This is a genomic window from Shewanella sp. FeAMO (assembly GCF_053653955.1).
This window is the reverse complement of the sequence record NZ_CM132201.1, coordinates 4,255,673-4,271,877: the sequence shown is the minus strand read 5'-3', so window position 1 is coordinate 4,271,877 and position 16,205 is coordinate 4,255,673. Positions and strand designations below refer to the sequence as shown.

At 55.5% G+C, this 16,205-nt stretch carries 13 protein-coding genes and 1 pseudogene; 11 read left to right on the top strand and 3 right to left on the bottom strand.

Features of this window, described 5'->3' with window-relative positions; all coding sequences use genetic code 11:
* Positions 1 to 70: 70 nt before the first annotated feature.
* The 4 genes and pseudogenes from ACWAU4_RS19140 to ACWAU4_RS19125 all read left to right on the top strand — a co-directional run.
* Positions 71 to 580: pseudogene (locus ACWAU4_RS19140) on the top strand (molybdopterin dinucleotide binding domain-containing protein); the annotation flags it as partial.
* A gap of 12 nt (positions 581 to 592) precedes the next feature.
* Positions 593 to 1,165: a 4Fe-4S dicluster domain-containing protein gene (locus tag ACWAU4_RS19135; protein ID WP_129979947.1), complete on the top strand. Its 573-nt coding sequence runs from the start codon at positions 593 to 595 to the stop codon at positions 1,163 to 1,165.
* A complete protein-coding gene (gene nrfD / locus ACWAU4_RS19130; RefSeq protein WP_025889627.1) occupies positions 1,162 to 2,106 on the top strand; it encodes an NrfD/PsrC family molybdoenzyme membrane anchor subunit in 945 nt (314 codons plus the stop codon). Before ACWAU4_RS19135 ends, nrfD begins: the two co-directional genes overlap by 4 nt.
* A gap of 151 nt (positions 2,107 to 2,257) precedes the next feature.
* Entirely contained in the window at positions 2,258 to 3,451 is a 1,194-nt protein-coding gene (locus tag ACWAU4_RS19125; RefSeq protein ID WP_454290343.1) for a conjugal transfer protein TraF, read from the top strand.
* 2 nt (positions 3,452 to 3,453) lie between these two features.
* Here the strand turns inward: ACWAU4_RS19125 and ACWAU4_RS19120 are convergent, their stop codons facing one another.
* A complete protein-coding gene (locus ACWAU4_RS19120) occupies positions 3,454 to 4,197 on the bottom strand; it encodes a sulfite exporter TauE/SafE family protein (protein ID WP_144161324.1) in 744 nt (247 codons plus the stop codon).
* Positions 4,198 to 4,273: 76 nt separating this feature from the next.
* The gene (metJ, locus tag ACWAU4_RS19115; RefSeq protein ID WP_025889629.1) at positions 4,274 to 4,588 is read right to left on the bottom strand and encodes a met regulon transcriptional regulator MetJ; all 315 of its coding nucleotides are present in this window, start codon (positions 4,586 to 4,588) and stop codon (positions 4,274 to 4,276) included.
* Positions 4,589 to 4,803: 215 nt separating this feature from the next.
* Between metJ and metB the strand changes: the two genes are divergently transcribed.
* From metB to metF, 3 genes are all read left to right on the top strand, one after another.
* On the top strand, positions 4,804 to 5,964 hold the full coding sequence (gene metB / locus ACWAU4_RS19110) for a cystathionine gamma-synthase (RefSeq protein ID WP_071238695.1): 1,161 nt from the start codon (positions 4,804 to 4,806) through the stop codon (positions 5,962 to 5,964).
* Positions 5,965 to 5,980: 16 nt separating this feature from the next.
* Positions 5,981 to 8,374 (top strand): bifunctional aspartate kinase/homoserine dehydrogenase II, encoded by a 2,394-nt coding sequence (locus ACWAU4_RS19105; RefSeq protein WP_107110486.1) that lies wholly within the window; start codon positions 5,981 to 5,983, stop codon positions 8,372 to 8,374.
* Positions 8,375 to 9,625: 1,251 nt separating this feature from the next.
* The gene (gene metF / locus ACWAU4_RS19100; protein WP_208125144.1) at positions 9,626 to 10,516 is read left to right on the top strand and encodes a methylenetetrahydrofolate reductase; all 891 of its coding nucleotides are present in this window, start codon (positions 9,626 to 9,628) and stop codon (positions 10,514 to 10,516) included.
* A 63-nt stretch (positions 10,517 to 10,579) separates the two neighbouring features.
* On the opposite strand, the gene ACWAU4_RS19095 is transcribed toward metF, so the two are convergent.
* Positions 10,580 to 12,427 carry a methyl-accepting chemotaxis protein gene (locus ACWAU4_RS19095; RefSeq protein ID WP_101058640.1) on the bottom strand — a complete coding sequence of 616 codons (1,848 nt, stop codon included), beginning with the start codon at positions 12,425 to 12,427 and terminating at the stop codon, positions 10,580 to 10,582.
* A 353-nt stretch (positions 12,428 to 12,780) separates the two neighbouring features.
* Here ACWAU4_RS19095 and slyA point away from each other — a divergent pair, with 353 nt between their 5' ends.
* From slyA to ACWAU4_RS19075, 4 genes are all read left to right on the top strand, one after another.
* Entirely contained in the window at positions 12,781 to 13,248 is a 468-nt protein-coding gene (slyA, locus tag ACWAU4_RS19090) for a transcriptional regulator SlyA (RefSeq protein ID WP_025010189.1), read from the top strand.
* A 10-nt stretch (positions 13,249 to 13,258) separates the two neighbouring features.
* Positions 13,259 to 14,317, top strand: coding sequence for an HlyD family secretion protein (locus tag ACWAU4_RS19085; protein ID WP_028780629.1), 1,059 nt, complete (start codon positions 13,259 to 13,261; stop codon positions 14,315 to 14,317).
* Between the two features lie 8 nt (positions 14,318 to 14,325).
* Positions 14,326 to 15,354 (top strand): DUF2955 domain-containing protein, encoded by a 1,029-nt coding sequence (locus tag ACWAU4_RS19080; RefSeq protein WP_025010188.1) that lies wholly within the window; start codon positions 14,326 to 14,328, stop codon positions 15,352 to 15,354.
* Positions 15,355 to 15,642: 288 nt separating this feature from the next.
* Positions 15,643 to 16,197 carry a c-type cytochrome gene (locus ACWAU4_RS19075; protein WP_243756890.1) on the top strand — a complete coding sequence of 185 codons (555 nt, stop codon included), beginning with the start codon at positions 15,643 to 15,645 and terminating at the stop codon, positions 16,195 to 16,197.
* The last annotated feature ends 8 nt before the right edge of the window (positions 16,198 to 16,205 follow it).

The following is a 16,205-nucleotide window of genomic DNA, read 5'->3' as shown; positions in this document are numbered from 1 at the left end:
AATATATGGGTGCAATGAACTCTTCTCAAATTGAAATCAAATGTCTTGCAAACGGGATGGGTCCATATATGAAGACGGTACCTACGGCAGCGCGCTCAAGTTCAAGACCCCCAGCGGCAAGATTGAACTGACCTCCGCCAAGGTGGAAGAGATGGCGCCTGGACGTGGCACTATCGCCTATCGCGAAGTGACCCTGAAACAGCCGGACGAGCTCTACTTTATTCAGGGCAAGGTGGCGGTGCATACCAATGGCGCGACCCACAATGTGCCTATGCTGGCCAACCTGATGTCCGACAACGCCGTCTGGATCCACCCGGACACCGCCGCCAAGCATGGCATTGAGAATGGGGATGCCATTCGCCTCACTTCCAGTGTCGGCAGTGAAGAGGGCCATGCGCTGGTGACCAAGGGCATACGTCCCGACACTGTTTTCGCCTACATGGGCTTTGGCTCCAAGAACAAGGAGCTGGCACGGGCGACCGGCAAGGGCGTGCACTGCGGCAACCTGCTGCCCAACGTGACTGCACCTGTGTGCGGTATGAACGTACACACCACAGGTGTGAAGCTGGAAAAGGCATAAGGGGAGGCGAAGATGACTAAAAGATATGTGATGGTGCACGACGAGAATAAGTGCATCGGCTGTCAGGCCTGTAACGTCGCCTGCCGCAGCGAAAACGGTGTACCTGAGAGCGTAACTCGCCTGCAGGTACGGGTAGAAGGTCCATTCGGGGATGCGCCGCATCTGCACTTCAAGTATCACAGGGTGTCCTGTCAGCAGTGTGAACATGCCCCTTGCGTCAAGGTCTGCCCTACCGGAGCGGCCTATGTGGGTGAGGATGGCATAGTCTCCATCAAGGCGGAAAAGTGTGTCGGTTGTATGTACTGTGTGGCAGCTTGCCCCTACAAAGTGCGCTTTATGAACCCGGAAACCAAGGTGGCCGACAAGTGCAACTTCTGTAAGGACACCCGACTGGCGCGCGGCGAACAACCCGCTTGTGTGACAGTATGTCCCACAGACGCCCTGGTGTTCGGTGATGCCAACGAGGCCGGCAGCGAGGTGGCGACTCTGCTCAACACCCGCGTGACTTATCAGGACAAGACCCATCTGGGAACCAAACCCAGAATCTACCGTATTCCTGTCAAGAGAGGGGGGATCCAATCATGAACAATACTTGGGGCGATATGACGCAATACGACCCTGTCACCTGGCACTGGGTCATAGCCGTTTACCTCTTCTTGGCGGGGTTGTCGGCGGGTAGTCTGTTGATTGGGATCGGGCTGCGTTGGGTGCAAAACAAGACAGAGGGTGACAGCGGCATTCTCAAGGCCGCGGCCTTGATTGCGCCCGTGGCCATCTGTCTGGGGATGCTGTGTCTGGTGTTTGACCTGACCAAGCCATTCCACTTCTGGCTGATCCTGATCAACTATAACCTGACCTCTGTAATGTCCATCGGGGTGTTGGCGCTGTTGGTATACATTCCGCTGACCTTTGCCTATGCGCTGGTCGTGCTGAAAGATGATCTCGGCAACTGGGGCCTGGGTTTCCTCAAGGGGATTGCGGAATCACTGACTGGCCTGCGCAAGACCATGGAAGTGCTGCTGTTCGTGCTGGCAATTGTAGTGGGTGCCTATACCGGCTTCCTGATCTCCGCCATGAACGCCTACCCCATGCTGAACACTGCCGTCTTACCGGCACTGTTCCTGGTGTCCGGCTTGTCGGCAGGTGCGGCTGCCAACGCGGTAGTAGCGCTGCTGCTGTTCAAGACAGACAAGCACTGCTCACAGCTGGGACGGATGCACGGTTTGGAATTGCCGGTAATGGCGGCAGAAATCCTGTTCCTGTTTATGCTGTTCTGCGCGCTCTACTTCAAGGGTGGCGCTGCTGCCGCCGCGTTGGCATCACTGACAAGCGGTGTCTGGGCCAGCGTGTTCTGGATTGGGGTTGTGGGTATAGGTTTTGGTATCCCGCTGCTTTCCATGCTGTTGCTGCCGGCGAGTACCCGTCACACCAAGGGAGCCATGCTGGCGGTAGCCTGCTGCAGCCTGACCGGGGTGCTGGCACTTAGACACTTTATTCTCTATGCAGGTCAGAGCTATCTTGGTTAACAAGCACTTCTGAACCTGTTTGAGCCTCAGCCCGTATCATTTGGTACGGGCTTTTTTGTGTTTGATGCCATAGTTTCATCGAGATTTGGACTATCTTTAACCCAGGTAACCGGTTGCGCCAGGTTACAGATAAAAGCAAGAGGGTGATGAGATGAAACTGAGTCTTTTGACACTGCTTATGACGGGGTTTGCCAGCACGCTGGCACTGGCAGGTCAGGATGTTTATGAGGCCCGCTCAGATGCCATGGGCGGGGTTGCCGTGGCAGCCGGTAATCGTGAGGCGGCGGCCTTTTCCAATCCGGCACTGCTGGCTTTGCCTTCGCGCCGCAGCAATGACTTCAGTTTACTCATTCCAACCATCGGCGCCGATGGCGCCGATAAAGATCAGATGATCGATAAGTTTGATGCCCTGCAGGATAACTATGACGCCCTGGTTAATGCCATAGACGCCGCCGACACAGCGGCTATCGATGACTACCGAAAGCGCCTCAGTGGTGACTTGAAATCGCTGCAGGGCAATAGCGCTTACGTCAGTGCCGGTATCAATATGGCTTTGGTCATGCCCTCGGATGGTTTTAATTATGCCTTTGTATTCAAGAGTTATCTCGATGCCTTGGGAATAGCCGAAATCGCCGCCGCGGATATTGATGCCCTGGATAATCTGGACCCCAATAATCCGCCGGAAATCCAAGATTTGACCTCCCAGGGGCGAGTGGTGGCCGGGGCGGTTTCCGAGCTCGGGGTTGCCGTGAGCTATCCGCTATCTATCGTCAATATGCCGGTGACAGTGGGAGTTACCCCCAAGCTGCAACGGTTGGACAGTTTTAACTATGCCGTCAGCGCCAACAACTTCGATGCCGATGACTTCAACGATGATGATTATCGAAGCGATGACACAGGCTTTAACCTGGATATCGGTCTGGCATTCCAGCCATTGGATGGTTTGGTTATCGGTGTCAGTGGTCGCAACCTCATCAAGCGGGACTTAAGCAGCATAGAGGCCGGCGGCGTGCAGCTTACCTATCAGGTGAAACCTATGGTTACCGCAGGGGTGGCCTATGACTGGGCGGCCTTTTCGCTCAGCAGCGACTTGGATCTTACCGACAACGACAAGTTTGCCGAGCTTGAGGGCAGCCGCTATTGGCGTTTAGGCGGTGAATACCGGCCTGCTGACTGGGTTGCTTTACGGCTCGGTTATCGCCAGGATCTCAATGATCACACCGCCGATCTTTATTCACTCGGGACAGGGTTCGCCATAGGCAACAGTTTCCGGCTGGATCTCACCGGCATGTTTGGCAGCGATGACGCCATAGGCGGCGTACTGCAAACCAGCTATCACTTCTAAAATTAACCGTTGATGAGCGCCAGGCTTGATTTGATGGTCAGCAACAGGGCGCTCAACGCGCACAGCGCCAGCGTCAGGACTCGGGTCTTCTCTTTATCCACCCGGCCCACCAAGCGGCCAGCCACCAGAAAACCGAGAAATACCGAAGGCAGCAGCAACAGCGAAAGCCATAGGTGCCTCAGGGTCAAGAGGCCAAAACAGCCGAGAATAATCAAGGCTATCAATGAGCTGAAGATGAAGAAGGCCGACAGCGCTGCGCGGAACTGACTGGCATCCTTACCCGCCAGCAGTAGGGCCATCGGCGGTCCGCCTATGGCGGCCACGGTACCGAAGATCCCGGAAAATATCCCGGCGATAAACAGGCTGAGGCGGTTGATCTTGATGCTGTACTTTCTAAGGCTGAGGAATACGGCTACGGCCACAATCAGGGCTATGGTCAAGCCCAGAATAGGCTGCGGCGCCAGCAACAGCAGGGTGGCGCCAATCAGGCCGCCGGGGAGCCTCCCCAACAAGGCATATTGCAGGCCGTTGAATTCCAGGTGGCCACGCTCGCGTACCAGTGTCAGCAGGGCGATGGAAAACCCCATGGCGATAACAGGGGCAGGAACCAGTTCCGGATCGACGATATACAGCAAAGGTGTGGCTACCACGGCCAAGCCAAAGCCTATCAACGACTGGGTCAGGGCGCCGGTAAATATGATCATGGACGCCAGTAGCAGGGTGACGGGATCTATCAGTGACAACATTCGCAAGCCCCAAAAAAGACAAGGATCGCACCGCGATCCTTGTTCAACTATAAGGTAATTCTGAGGGACAACACACTTACTCCATGTCTTCCCATTCTATGCCCATGGCATCCATCATGCGCTTGGCCTCTTCCGGGATGCTGTCGGGTTTGTCTTTGGACAAATCCCCATCGTTGGGCAGTGGCTGGCCGGTATAGGCATGCAGGAAGGCTTCGCACAGCAGTTCGCTGTTTGTGGCGTGCCGCAGGTTGTTTACCTGGCGCCGGGTGCGCTCATCGGTCAATACTTTCAGCACCTTCAACGGAATAGAGACAGTGATTTTTTTCACTTGCTCGTTCTTCTTGCCGTGTTCGGCATAAGGGCTGATGTATTCGCCATTCCATTCAGTCATTGATTCACCTGTGATCTCACTAATTCGCAGCAGATTTTAAACCCTTACAGGATACAGTCAAATGATTGCCTGCAAAATCTGTGCAATATGAACAGAAATCCATACATTTGGACGTCCAAACGTCTTGATGCCTATTGACGGCTGGATGGTCATTGGTTAGATTTAGACGTCCAGACATCTTTATGGTGTCGAACCTCAGCATTCAGGAGTCGATTATGACAGAGCGGCGATTAGCAACCACAGCGGTCCGGCAGGGCATCGAATCAGACAGCCAGCACGGGGCCGTGGTGCCACCCATCTATCTGTCGACCAACTATGCCTTTGATGGCCACACTCAGCCAAGAGCCTTTGATTACAGCCGCTCGGGTAATCCTACCCGCTCCATTTTGGGGGATGCCTTGGGGGAGCTGGAGCAGGGCTGCAGTGCGGCAATCACAGCGACCGGTATGGCGGCCATTACTCTGGTGGTCAACCTGCTGGGGCCGGATGACCTCTTGTTGGTGCCCCATGACTGTTATGGCGGTAGCTATAGGCTGTTCACCAATCTGGCTGCCAAGGGCCAGTTTCGCTTGCAGGTTTTGGATCAAACCGACCCGCAAGCACTCGCCGCTGCCATGGCGCAAAAGCCGCGCATGGTGTGGCTCGAGACTCCGTCCAATCCGCTGCTGCGGGTAGTGGATATTGCCGCTATTGCCGAGGCGGCCCACCAGCAGGGCGCATTGGTGGTGGTCGACAACACTTTTTTATCGCCGGCGCTGCAACAGCCTTTACTGTTGGGGGCCGACATAGTGGTGCACTCGACCACTAAATACATCAATGGCCACAGCGATGTGGTGGGCGGCGCCGTGATTGCCAAAGATCCTGAACTGGCAGAGCAGCTGCACTGGTGGTCCAACACGCTCGGGCTGAGCGGTGGCGCCTTCGACAGCTACCTGACCCTGCGTGGCCTGCGTACTCTGGCGCTGAGGATCCGCGAGCATCAGGCCAATGCCGAGCGCATAGTGGCGCTACTGAGCCAGAGTCCCGTGGTAGACAAAGTTTACTATCCGGGGCTTAAGAGCCACCCAGGTCATGAAATTGCCGCCAGGCAGCAGAGTGGCTTTGGCGCTATGCTGAGTTTTGAACTCAAGGGTGATGAGGCGCAGGTGGTTGCCTTCCTTGGCGCGCTCAGGCTGTTTTCCGTGGCCGAGAGCCTGGGAGGGGTTGAGAGCCTGGTGGCCGTGCCCGCCACCATGACCCACAGAGCCATGGCGTGTGATGCTCGCGCCGAAGCCGGCATTAAAGACACGCTTATCCGCTTGTCTGTGGGCATAGAAGATGGCCGGGATCTGCTGGATGATATCGCCGCCGGATTGGCTGCAGCCGCAAACTGTTGAATTGAAGGAGCTTGAGATGGCACGTTGTCACCTACATAAGTTTGGCGGTTCCAGTCTCGCCGATGCCGATTGCTACCGACGGGTCGCCCATATTTTGCTGACCCATGGTCATGCAGATGATCTTGTAGTGGTTTCCGCCGCCGGCAAGAGTACCAATTTTCTCTATAAACTGCTGAACCTGAAGGAATCCGGCGCTCTGTGGCAGGAAGAGCTGCAGGTGCTTGTCGGTTATCAGCAGAATCTGATTGAACAGCTGCTGGGCAATGAACAGGCGCGTCAACTGCGGGAGCGTCTGTCTACAGATAAGGCGCAACTGGCCAGTTTGTTGTCCTTGCCTGAACTCAGCGAATACCAATGCAATCAGGTGGTGGGTTTCGGTGAACGCTGGTCGGCCAGACTGATGGCGGCGCTACTGAGGGAGTCAGGTGTCGCCGCTTCCCATGTGGATGCCCGCAGTTTGTTGATTGCCGATGAGGGCGCAGTACCCAGGATTCGCCTCGATGAATCCCGTGAAAGGGTACAGCGACTGCTGGCCGAGCATCCCGATGAGCGCCTGGTGATCACCGGCTTTATCTGCGCCAATAGCCAAGGCGAAACTCTGTTGCTTGGTCGCAACGGCTCCGACTTCAGTGCCACCCTGATAGCCAGCCTGGCCGATATCGACAGGGTGACTATCTGGACAGATGTCGAAGGGGTGTTCAATGCCGATCCCAACAAGATTGCCGATGCCAGGCTACTGAGCAGTATGTCGCTGGCTGAGGCCGACCGCCTGGCGCGGCTCGGCTCACCGGTACTGCATTGCCGTACCCTGCAGCCGCTGTTTGATACCGAGGTCAGCCTGGCGGTGCGTTCGAGCTACGCCTCGCATACCGACTTTACCCTTATAGCTCCCAAGAGTGATGCCGCAAGCGCCCCTGTGGTGACCAATCTCAATCAGGTGTCCCTCTTGAGCCTGGAGTTCAATGGCACCCAGGCTCAGACGCTTGATGCGCTCAATGAGGCGGGTTTGACCCCGCTGGCCTACTGGTCTCAGGGGCAACACAAACTTGAGCTGGCCTATACTCCCGAATTATCCCGCCAAGTCTGGCAGCTACTGGAAGCGCAGACATCCGAGCTCAAAATTCAAAGCATTACCGAGGACAGAGAGCTTGGGCTGGTGGCCCTGGTAAGCAGTGGCGCCGGCAGTTATCGCCGCAGCTTTGCCCGCTTGCTGAGCCGTGAAGCGCGACCTCTGTATCAGGACCAACTCAGCCTGGTCACCCTGGTGCCCAAATCGCAGGTGAACCTGCTGACCCAGAAGGTGCACAGGCGCTGCGCCGGCCCCCGCAAACGCATAGGCGTTATTCTGCTGGGGGTGGGTAACATAGGCGAAGCCTGGGTGGAACTATTTAGCCGAGCCCGCGACGGCCTCAAACGTGAGCTGGAGGCCAGTGTTGAACTCCTGGGCTTGGCGAGTTCGAGCCGTGCCTGGATCTGCAATGAAGGGATCTTTGGGGAAGACTGGCAGGCAAGGTTTGAAGCCGAAGCCTCCCCTTGGCAGTATGAACATCTGTTTGAACAGCTTGCGTTGCTGCAAGCCGATGAACTGGTGGCGCTGGATATCAGTGCCAGCGCCGGACTGACACTGCAGTATCCCGAGTTTTTTGCCCGTGGCATTCATATGGTCAGTGCCAACAAGTTGGCCGGCTCCGGGCCATTGCCTTTCTACCGCGAGCTGAAACAGCAGTTGGGTAACCGCCGACTGTTCTGGCGTTACAACGCCAGTTGCGGCGCCGGGCTGCCGGTGCAGCACGCGCTCAATGATTTGCACAACAGCGGCGACAGGGTAGAGGCTGTTGGCGGTATCTTCTCCGGCACGCTCTGCTGGCTGTTTGAGCATTTCGATGGCGTCAAACCTTTCTCCGAGCTGGTGTTGCAGGCCAAAGAGCTGGGGATCACTGAGCCGGATCCCAGGGACGATCTTTCCGGGCGTGACATGCAGCGCAAGCTGTTGATCCTGGCTCGTGAAATAGGTCTGGAACTAGAGCTTGAGGATATTCGCTTAAGCTCACTGGTGCCTGAGGCGCTGGCCGATATTCCGTTGGATGAGTTCTTGCAGCGGATCCCCGAATTGGATGCCACTCTCGCGCAGCAGTTTGCCGCCGCGGCTGAGCAAAACAAGGTGCTGCGCTATGTGGCTTCATTGGAGCAGCAAGATGGCCAGGTTAACGCCGAAGTCTCTCTGCAATGGGTCGAGCGTCAACATCCATACGCCAACCTGACCCCGGGAGATAATGTGTTTGTCATCCGCTCGGCCTTCTACCAGGGTAATCCGCTGATCATTCGCGGCCCAGGTGCCGGCAGGGAAGTGACTGCCGCAGCAGTACAGTCGGATCTGGTGCAGATCTGTCGCGATCTGCTGCAGGAGTAGGACTGGTATTAGCGTCATATTTGAAGCTGGTGGGCTCTTGGCTAGGAAAAGCCTGTGTGAGTGGCCGTTCTCGGACGTGCTGTCCTTCACTGTATTCGGGCTTTCAGTCTATCCGCACCGCGGGTGACGGGCTTGCGGTTTAGCTGGAAGCTGAGATCAAGTTCATTGGTGAGCTTTGGCTTAAAGCCATGCTAGCCGCTGTGCCAGCGGCGTAAAGTCGTGGTGTAAATGCCTCCATGCATAAGGGCCAGTTCGCCATCCTTGGCTCTCGCTCGAAAGCACGTTGCTACGCAACTCTCGCCAAACCACACCGGGCAAGGGGCTTTGCTTGTCCAAAGCCCCTTGCATCCCCAAGGACACCCCCGACGTAGCCGAAATCCCCGCTGGCTTATGAAGCACATTGGCTACACTCAGGACTCGCATCCTTGCTCGACCTTCGAGCCTCGACATCCCTGTCTCGGTTACGCCAATTTGCAACAACGCCCGCGGCGGCTCCGAAGGGGGAATTGGTGCAATTCTTTCCACACAGAGTTGTTTTAAACTGTAGATATATGCCTATTTTCCAGGCACTGGCGGAACTGTGACCGTCGAAAACAGGGACGTTTTCGTCGAGCGCCCAGGGATGGGTCCACAGCGAGTCACAGGATCGCCTGTGCGAAAAGCGCACCGCAGGTGATGGGCTGCATCATGGTTCAGAAGCTCGACCAATACTAACTTAGATACTCTTAGCTGGAAGCTATGATAGCCGCTGTTCCAGCGGCCTAAAGTCGTGGTGTTCCACACCACACCGGGCAAGGGGCTTTGCTTGTCCAAAGCCCCTTGCATCCCCAAGGACACCCCAACGTAGCCGAAATCCCCGCTGGCTTATGAAACAAATTGGCTACACTCAGGACTCGCATCCTTGCTCGACCTTCGAGCCTCGACATCCCTGTCTCGGCTACGCCAATTTGCAACAACGCCAGCGGCGGCTCCGAAGGGGGAATTGGTGCAATTCTGCAATCATAGCGTTGCTTGAAATTGCTTATATATCTGCAGAGATACGCCTATTTTCCAGGCACAGGATCACCTGTGCGAAAGCTCTCCCCAGGTGTAAAGCCGAGGCTTTGCAGAAACACTCATTAGTGGCTTTTATACTGATTAAGATAAATACACCTTTGAAGCCATCTTTGGGCTTGACTTCAATGACAGTTTCTCTAGTATGTGGACATATAGACGTCCAAACGTCCAGATAGACAGTTGAGGGAATTTTCAATGGCTTTTCATCACGCACAACATGCGCACTCGCTGAACCAGAGCTTGTCCGAGCTCAACGGCGACATCAATGTTTCTTTCGAGTTCTTTCCGCCCTCAACGCCTGAGATGGAAACCTTGCTGTGGAACTCAATTCAGCGCCTGGAGCCACTGAATCCCAAGTTTGTTTCTGTCACCTATGGTGCCAACTCAGGAGTGCGGGATCGCACTCACAGCGTGATCGAGCGGATCCAGCAGGAAACCGAGCTGGTGGCGGCGCCGCACCTGACGCTGGTGGATGCCAGTGATGAAGAGTTACTGGAGTTGGCGCGTCATTACTGGAACAGCGGTATTCGTAACATAGTGGCGCTTCGAGGCGATCTGCCGGAAGGCAGCCCCAAGCCGACACGTTTTGCCTCAGATTTGGTGCGTTTGCTGCGCTCGGTCGCCGACTTTGATATTTCGGTGGCTGCCTATCCTGAGGTGCACCCGGATGCGGCCAATGCCCAGGCTGACCTTATCAACCTGAAGCGCAAGATTGAGGCCGGTGCCAGCCGTGCCATCACCCAGTTTTTCTTCAATGTGGAGTCTTATCTCAGGTTCCGCGACCGTTGTGTGGCCGCCGGCATTGATGTGGAAATTGTTCCCGGGATATTGCCTGTGGGCAACTTCAACCAGCTCAAGCGTTTCGCCGCCATGACCAATGTGTCTTTGCCGGGATGGCTGCACCGCCAGTTTGAAGGTTTGGATAACGATCCCGGCACCCGGGCGTTGGTGGGCGCCAACGTGGCCATCGACATGGTCAAGGTGCTTTCCCGTGAAGGGGTGAAAGATTTCCACTTCTATACCCTGAACCGCGCCGAGCTCACCTATGCCATCTGCCATACACTGGGAGTGCGTCCCGGCAAGTGATGGCCTCTCAGTGAACCTTTGATAAAAGGAAGCCCACCAATCGGTGGGCTTGTCTTTAGTGAGTTAAACCTTGAATTGGCTGACCAACTGCTTGAGGCGTACCGACAGCTGCGCCAGCTCTTCACCGGCGACGGCTATCTGGGCGGCGCTTTCACTGCCCTGAGCCACGCCATCATTGATATTGTTGAGATTGCGATTGATCTCTGCCGAGACGGCGCACTGCTCATTGGCGGCGCTGGCTATCTGGATATTCATCTGGGTGATGGCGGAAACCGCGGCGCGGATCTCATTGAGAGCCGCATCGGCGTTTTGCACTTCGGCAACACACTTATCCATGGTTTGATTACTGCTTTGCATCACACCGACGGCTGATTGCGCCCCTTGTTGCAGGGTTTCAATCATCTGCTGAATTTCGGTTGTCGATGCCTGAGTGCGGCTCGCCAGGGTGCGTACTTCATCGGCTACCACGGCAAAGCCCCGCCCCTGCTCGCCGGCCCTGGCTGCTTCAATGGCGGCATTGAGTGCCAGCAGATTGGTCTGATCGGCAATATTGCGGATCACTTCCAACACAGAGTCTATCGCCTGACTGTCCTGCTCGAGCTTGTCGATAGCAGCCGCAGCGCCGCGGATCTCTGACTCCAGCCCGGCCATCAGCTCAACCACACTGTTGACCACCTGTTTACCCGAATCTGTGGCGGCATCGGCTTGCTCTGCCGAGTCGGCGGCAACAGTGGCATTTTGGGCGACCTCCTGAACCGTGGCAGCCATCTCGTTCATGGCGGTAGCCACTTGTTCGGTTTCCCTTTGCTGCTGCTCGGCGCTGTGGCGGCTGTCGCTGGTGATGCCGGACATCTCTTCGGCTGAGGTTGCCAGTGAGTCTGTGGCTTGAGTCACCTGCTGAATAGTTTGCTGGATTTTGGCTACAAACAGATTGAATGCCCGCGCCAGATCGGCAATTTCATCCTTGCTGCTCACTTCGATACGCTTGGTCAGGTCGCCTTCCCCTTGAGCGATATCTTCCATGGCGCTGGTAGTTTGCGCTATAGGGCGGGTGATGCTGCGGGCGATAAAGAAGGCGATAACGGCGCCCGCCAACAGCGCTATGGCACCAATGGCCACCAACTTGAGTTTGATATACCAGAGGCTGGCTTCCGAGTGGCTGCGATCCATGGCGATCGCCAGTACGCCAATGGGATTATCGGAAAAGTCAGTCACCTGATGCAGGTAGAGGACATGACTATTGTTATTCAGACTTATCAGAGACTTGTCAGCTTTTCCCTGTTGTACTTTCTGCAGCAGCGCCGTGTCTTTGAAAGCCGCGGTTTCAAAGGTTCCGCCAAAACGGCGGTAACCGCTGCTGTCAGGTGTCAGCAGGGCAATTTCGGCCTGGTAATTCTGTTTGAAGGCATCGAAGAAAGGCTGGCCAAATGACATGCCAAACTCAACCGAACCTGTGTGTTGTCCCTGATAAGTCATTGGAGCCAGGCCACGGATCCCGAGGCCGGCCACACCCTTCTCGAGCCCCATTATCGGCTGCTTGCTGTTGTTGGTCTGCACTACGGTTTGGCGAAACCCTGAGAGATCGTCACCGAACTTTTCCGGTTTATGTACCCTGAGGAAAGAGGTGGCCGGTGGCAGATGGAACTGAAACTGCTGCACGGCAAAATCCCGTTTCAATGGGGTGAACAGTTGTTGGCTGCGGTTGTTGAGTGAGTCCCTGTCGCCGAAGGCGAATTCCTGCTGCATTTCCGGGGTGTTGGCCACCACTGTGGCCAGCGCCTCGGCCAATCTGCCTGAAGAGTCAATTTCAGCAATCGCAGTTTGATACAGCTTATGCAGTTCACGCTGCTCGGCATTGTCAATTTGGCCGGAAAATTCCGACAGTACCAAGGGCATGATAAAGCTCATCATGGCGATAAGCACGGCGCAGATCCCCAGCACGATTCGAGTGCCGATTTTCAAATGTGAGAACAAGTTAGCCTCCAGGCATGGGAGTGATTAAAACGAGGGCGCAGGATCTCAATAGCCTTGTAATAGCCACCGACCTTGCGCTGGGCTCATTGTACCTTCACCGGGTCAAACAAGGTTGGAAAATTATAGTGGCCCTTGTGTTAACTGATTGCGACGTATGACAAATTTTTGTCTCGATCCGTTTACTTACTGAACAGATGTGCGAGGCAGATCGGGTTTATTTTCGATCGGCTATTTACTTAGCAGGCTAAATAAATAAAATACTTAGCCTGCTAATTAATCAGTTAATTAAGATGCACAGATATATAGAACAGCTGACCGAGACTTCTCTGGGAGAGCGCTTGGGGCGTTTACACAGGTTGTGGCGCATGGTCGCCGATAACGAGTTGGCGCCTCTGGGGCTGACCCATCCTCGCTGGACCGCGCTGTGGAAGCTGAGACGCATGGGCGACCACATCAGTCAGAAGCAGCTGGCCGAGTCTCTGGAGATAGAGCTGCCTTCTTTGATGCGTACTCTGGGGCAGTTGGAGCAGCAGGGGTTGATCACCCGCCACAGCTGCGAGCACGACAAAAGGGCTCGCATCGTTTCCATGACGGCCCAAGGAGAGGAAGTTATTCGCTCCATGGAAGCCAGAATCATCCAGGTGAGGGCCAAGCTGCTGGTGGGTATAGATCCGGATGAGCTGGCCCATTTTGAAGCCGTGATCACCAGGATTTGCGATAACGCCCAGCATCAGCTGCAGCAAGAACAAGATAAATGAGAGAGACTTTATGACGCCAGATCAACAATTTGCCAGACTCGTTAAAATTTCCATGGCAGGCTTTGTGCTGGTCTTTGCCTATTTCATGTTGGCGGATCTGGAGATGCCGCTGACGCCGCAGGCGATGGCGACCCGCACTGTGGTCAAGATAGCTCCTCAAGTGAGCGGCCCGGTGCAATCTGTGGCCGTGGCCAACAATCAACATGTAGAGGCCGGTCAGTTGCTCTTCGCCATAGATCCGGCCCCCTTTGAGCTCGCGCTTGAGCAAGCCAAATTGGCGCTGGAGCAAGCGATGCAGGATAACGCCGAGCTGGATGCCGCCATAGAGGCTGCCAGAGCCGATGTCAGCGCCAATGAGGCCATGTTGCAACAAAAACAACGTGAGGCCAGGCGCCTGGATGCACTCTATGCCAGCAATGGTGTGTCACGCCAACTCAAGGATCAGGCAGATACCGATGCCAGTTCGGCGCTAGCCAAGTTGGCAGCCTCCAAGGCGCAGTTGGCCAAACTCAAGGTTTCCCGGGGAACAGCCGGGACAGAGAATCTCAAGTTGCGCCAGGCCCGCAGCCGTTTGGCTCAGGCGGAATTGGATCTGAGTTACACCAAGGTGCTGGCAGAGAACGAAGGCATAGTGACCAATCTGCAACTGGCCAGTGGCAGCATGGCCAACAAGGGCCAACCTGTATTAGCCCTGGTGTCGGAACAGCTGGACATCATTGCCGATTTTCGCGAGAAAACCCTCAGGGGAGTCGAACCGGGCACTGAAGCCTGGGTGGCGTTCGATGCCGAGCCAGGCAGACTCTACCCCGCCAGGGTCAGCAGCCGCGATGCTGGTGTCAGCGCCGGACAATTCGACGCCAATGGCATGTTGGCGACACCGACCGAGTCGGATCGTTGGGTGCGGGATGCCCAGCGTCTGCGTTTGCACTTTGAACTCCTGGGTGAAGAACACCCCATGTTGGCCGCCGGCTCCCGTGCTACGGTACAACTACTGCCGGACAATAGTTTCTACCGTTTCATGGCCAAGCTGCAGATCAAGGCAATCAGCCTGCTGCACTACATCTATTGAGGTGGCCGATGATCCTGCGTCACCACCCCTTGACTCAGAATGAGCTGCGCCAGTGCCTGCGCATAGCCACCGGCGCCAGCCTGGGCTTTCTGATCTGTAAGCTGATGAATTGGAATTACGGGGTGTTTTACACTGTCACCCCCATGTTGTTGCTGGGACTGGTACCTGTTATGAACGGCCATGCGGCGCGTCAGTTGCTGGCCGCTGCGGCCATCTGTGGGATTGAGGTTGGCATCATAGGCGGTTTGCTTGGCAGCCATCCGGCACTGATGACCTTGATTGTCTTCGTACTGTTTCTGTATCGCTTTGCCTGTATGTCCCGTGGCGCTCTGTTTCTATTTGGTGCCAATGGGGTGATCAGCCTCAGCATCATGCTGCATTTTGCCAGCTATCCGGATACCGATCTTAACGATCTCATCTTCGGTAACTTTTGGGCCAGTGTACTGTCTGTGTTGATAGCTTATTTGATGACAGTGTTGATCCCGGATGTTGAACCTCGCAGCGCTTATGTGCCCGGGCCCAAGCAGCCCCACAGAATGCGCCATGAAGCGCTGATGGGGGCCAGTGTTGCAACCCTGTCCTTTCTGATATTCCAGGCTTTTGATCTGCGCGACTCCATGTCGGCTCAGGCAACTACCTTACTGTTGCTGTTCCCCATGCATTGGAATGGGGCTCTCGACTACGCCCGCAAACGGGCAATGGGCACTGTACTCGGGGTGGTATACGGGATGGCGGTGCAGCTGTTTCTGTATGATTGGTCCGGTGTGCTTTTGTTGGTCGTACCCATGCTCTGGTTTGGTACCCTGTTGTTTGCCCAAGCCCATGTCAAAGAGGCCAGCGGCTCGGCGGTGGGCTTTGGTGCCATGACCACTTTGGGAATACTGTTCGGCCAATACCTGACTCCGGGGAATGATCTGATCTTCAGTGCCCTGTATCGGGTGAGCAGCATTCTGGTGGCCATAGTCGGTACTTTACTGGCCTGTTACCTGTTACATCATTTTCTCAATAGTTTTGAGGCGACCCGCTTTGGAGAGTAATTACCTCTAAACGAGAATCGTTATCCAATACATTGTTAGAAAAGGGTTTTTTATAAAACTCAAATCGTAAGCAAATATTTCAAAGCCTGGGATTTATTTGAGCTGCAAACCTTATGGCATCTGGATTGTGCCCGGTTACCCTGGTTTTTTGATATTTATCGCAAACTTCTCATATATGTGATTTGGATCTATGCTATAGCCCTTACTCATAATGGGGGATAACAGATGAAATCAATCACGCTCGCCGCAGGTGGCCTGCTGCTGTTGGCTCAGTCCATAGGGACAGCCATGGCAGCACAACCGGCTATGCCACCACAGGCCGCGCTTTGTGGCAGTTGCCACGGCCCTCAGGGACAGGGCGTAGAGCCGCTGGGCCCAAGGCTCGCCGGACTTTCCAGCCAATATATTCAACAACAGATCAAGCTGTTCCAGGCGGGAACCCGCCAAAACGCCACTATGATGCCGATGGCCATGACTCTGCAGGGGGATGAGGTTATCGGCCAGGTGGCGGATTACTTCTCTGCCCAGAGCGTCGCCGAGGTCAAACCCAAGCTCAGAGGTGAGCAAGTGGTATTTGCCGATCCGACTGAAAAACTGGTGTACCAGGGCGATTGGACCCGGAACCTACCCGCCTGTGTAACATGCCATGGCCCGTCAGGTCTGGGTGGCGGCACTTTCCCAAGGCTTGCCGGTCAGCAAGCCAGCTACATCAAGGCTCAACTGCACGCCTGGCAGGATGGCAGCCGTAAAGGTGATGTCGATGGCATGATGGAGCATGTTGCCAAACAGCTCAATAGCGCCGAAATCGACGCCATCGCCAGTTATTTTGCCAATCTCAAGTAAGGACGCAG

Coding starts and splice junctions, on each gene's coding strand:
- ACWAU4_RS19105 (WP_107110486.1), top strand. CDS start 5,981: ATGGCACGTTGTCACCTACATAAGTTTGGCGGTTCCAGTCTCGCCGAT.
- metJ (WP_025889629.1), bottom strand. CDS start 4,588: ATGACTGAATGGAATGGCGAATACATCAGCCCTTATGCCGAACACGGC.
- ACWAU4_RS19095 (WP_101058640.1), bottom strand. CDS start 12,427: ATGATGAGCTTTATCATGCCCTTGGTACTGTCGGAATTTTCCGGCCAA.
- ACWAU4_RS19085 (WP_028780629.1), top strand. CDS start 13,259: ATGACGCCAGATCAACAATTTGCCAGACTCGTTAAAATTTCCATGGCA.
- metF (WP_208125144.1), top strand. CDS start 9,626: ATGGCTTTTCATCACGCACAACATGCGCACTCGCTGAACCAGAGCTTG.
- ACWAU4_RS19125 (WP_454290343.1), top strand. CDS start 2,258: ATGAAACTGAGTCTTTTGACACTGCTTATGACGGGGTTTGCCAGCACG.
- ACWAU4_RS19075 (WP_243756890.1), top strand. CDS start 15,643: ATGGCAGCACAACCGGCTATGCCACCACAGGCCGCGCTTTGTGGCAGT.
- ACWAU4_RS19135 (WP_129979947.1), top strand. CDS start 593: ATGACTAAAAGATATGTGATGGTGCACGACGAGAATAAGTGCATCGGC.
- metB (WP_071238695.1), top strand. CDS start 4,804: ATGACAGAGCGGCGATTAGCAACCACAGCGGTCCGGCAGGGCATCGAA.
- ACWAU4_RS19080 (WP_025010188.1), top strand. CDS start 14,326: ATGATCCTGCGTCACCACCCCTTGACTCAGAATGAGCTGCGCCAGTGC.
- slyA (WP_025010189.1), top strand. CDS start 12,781: ATGCACAGATATATAGAACAGCTGACCGAGACTTCTCTGGGAGAGCGC.
- nrfD (WP_025889627.1), top strand. CDS start 1,162: ATGAACAATACTTGGGGCGATATGACGCAATACGACCCTGTCACCTGG.
- ACWAU4_RS19120 (WP_144161324.1), bottom strand. CDS start 4,197: ATGTTGTCACTGATAGATCCCGTCACCCTGCTACTGGCGTCCATGATC.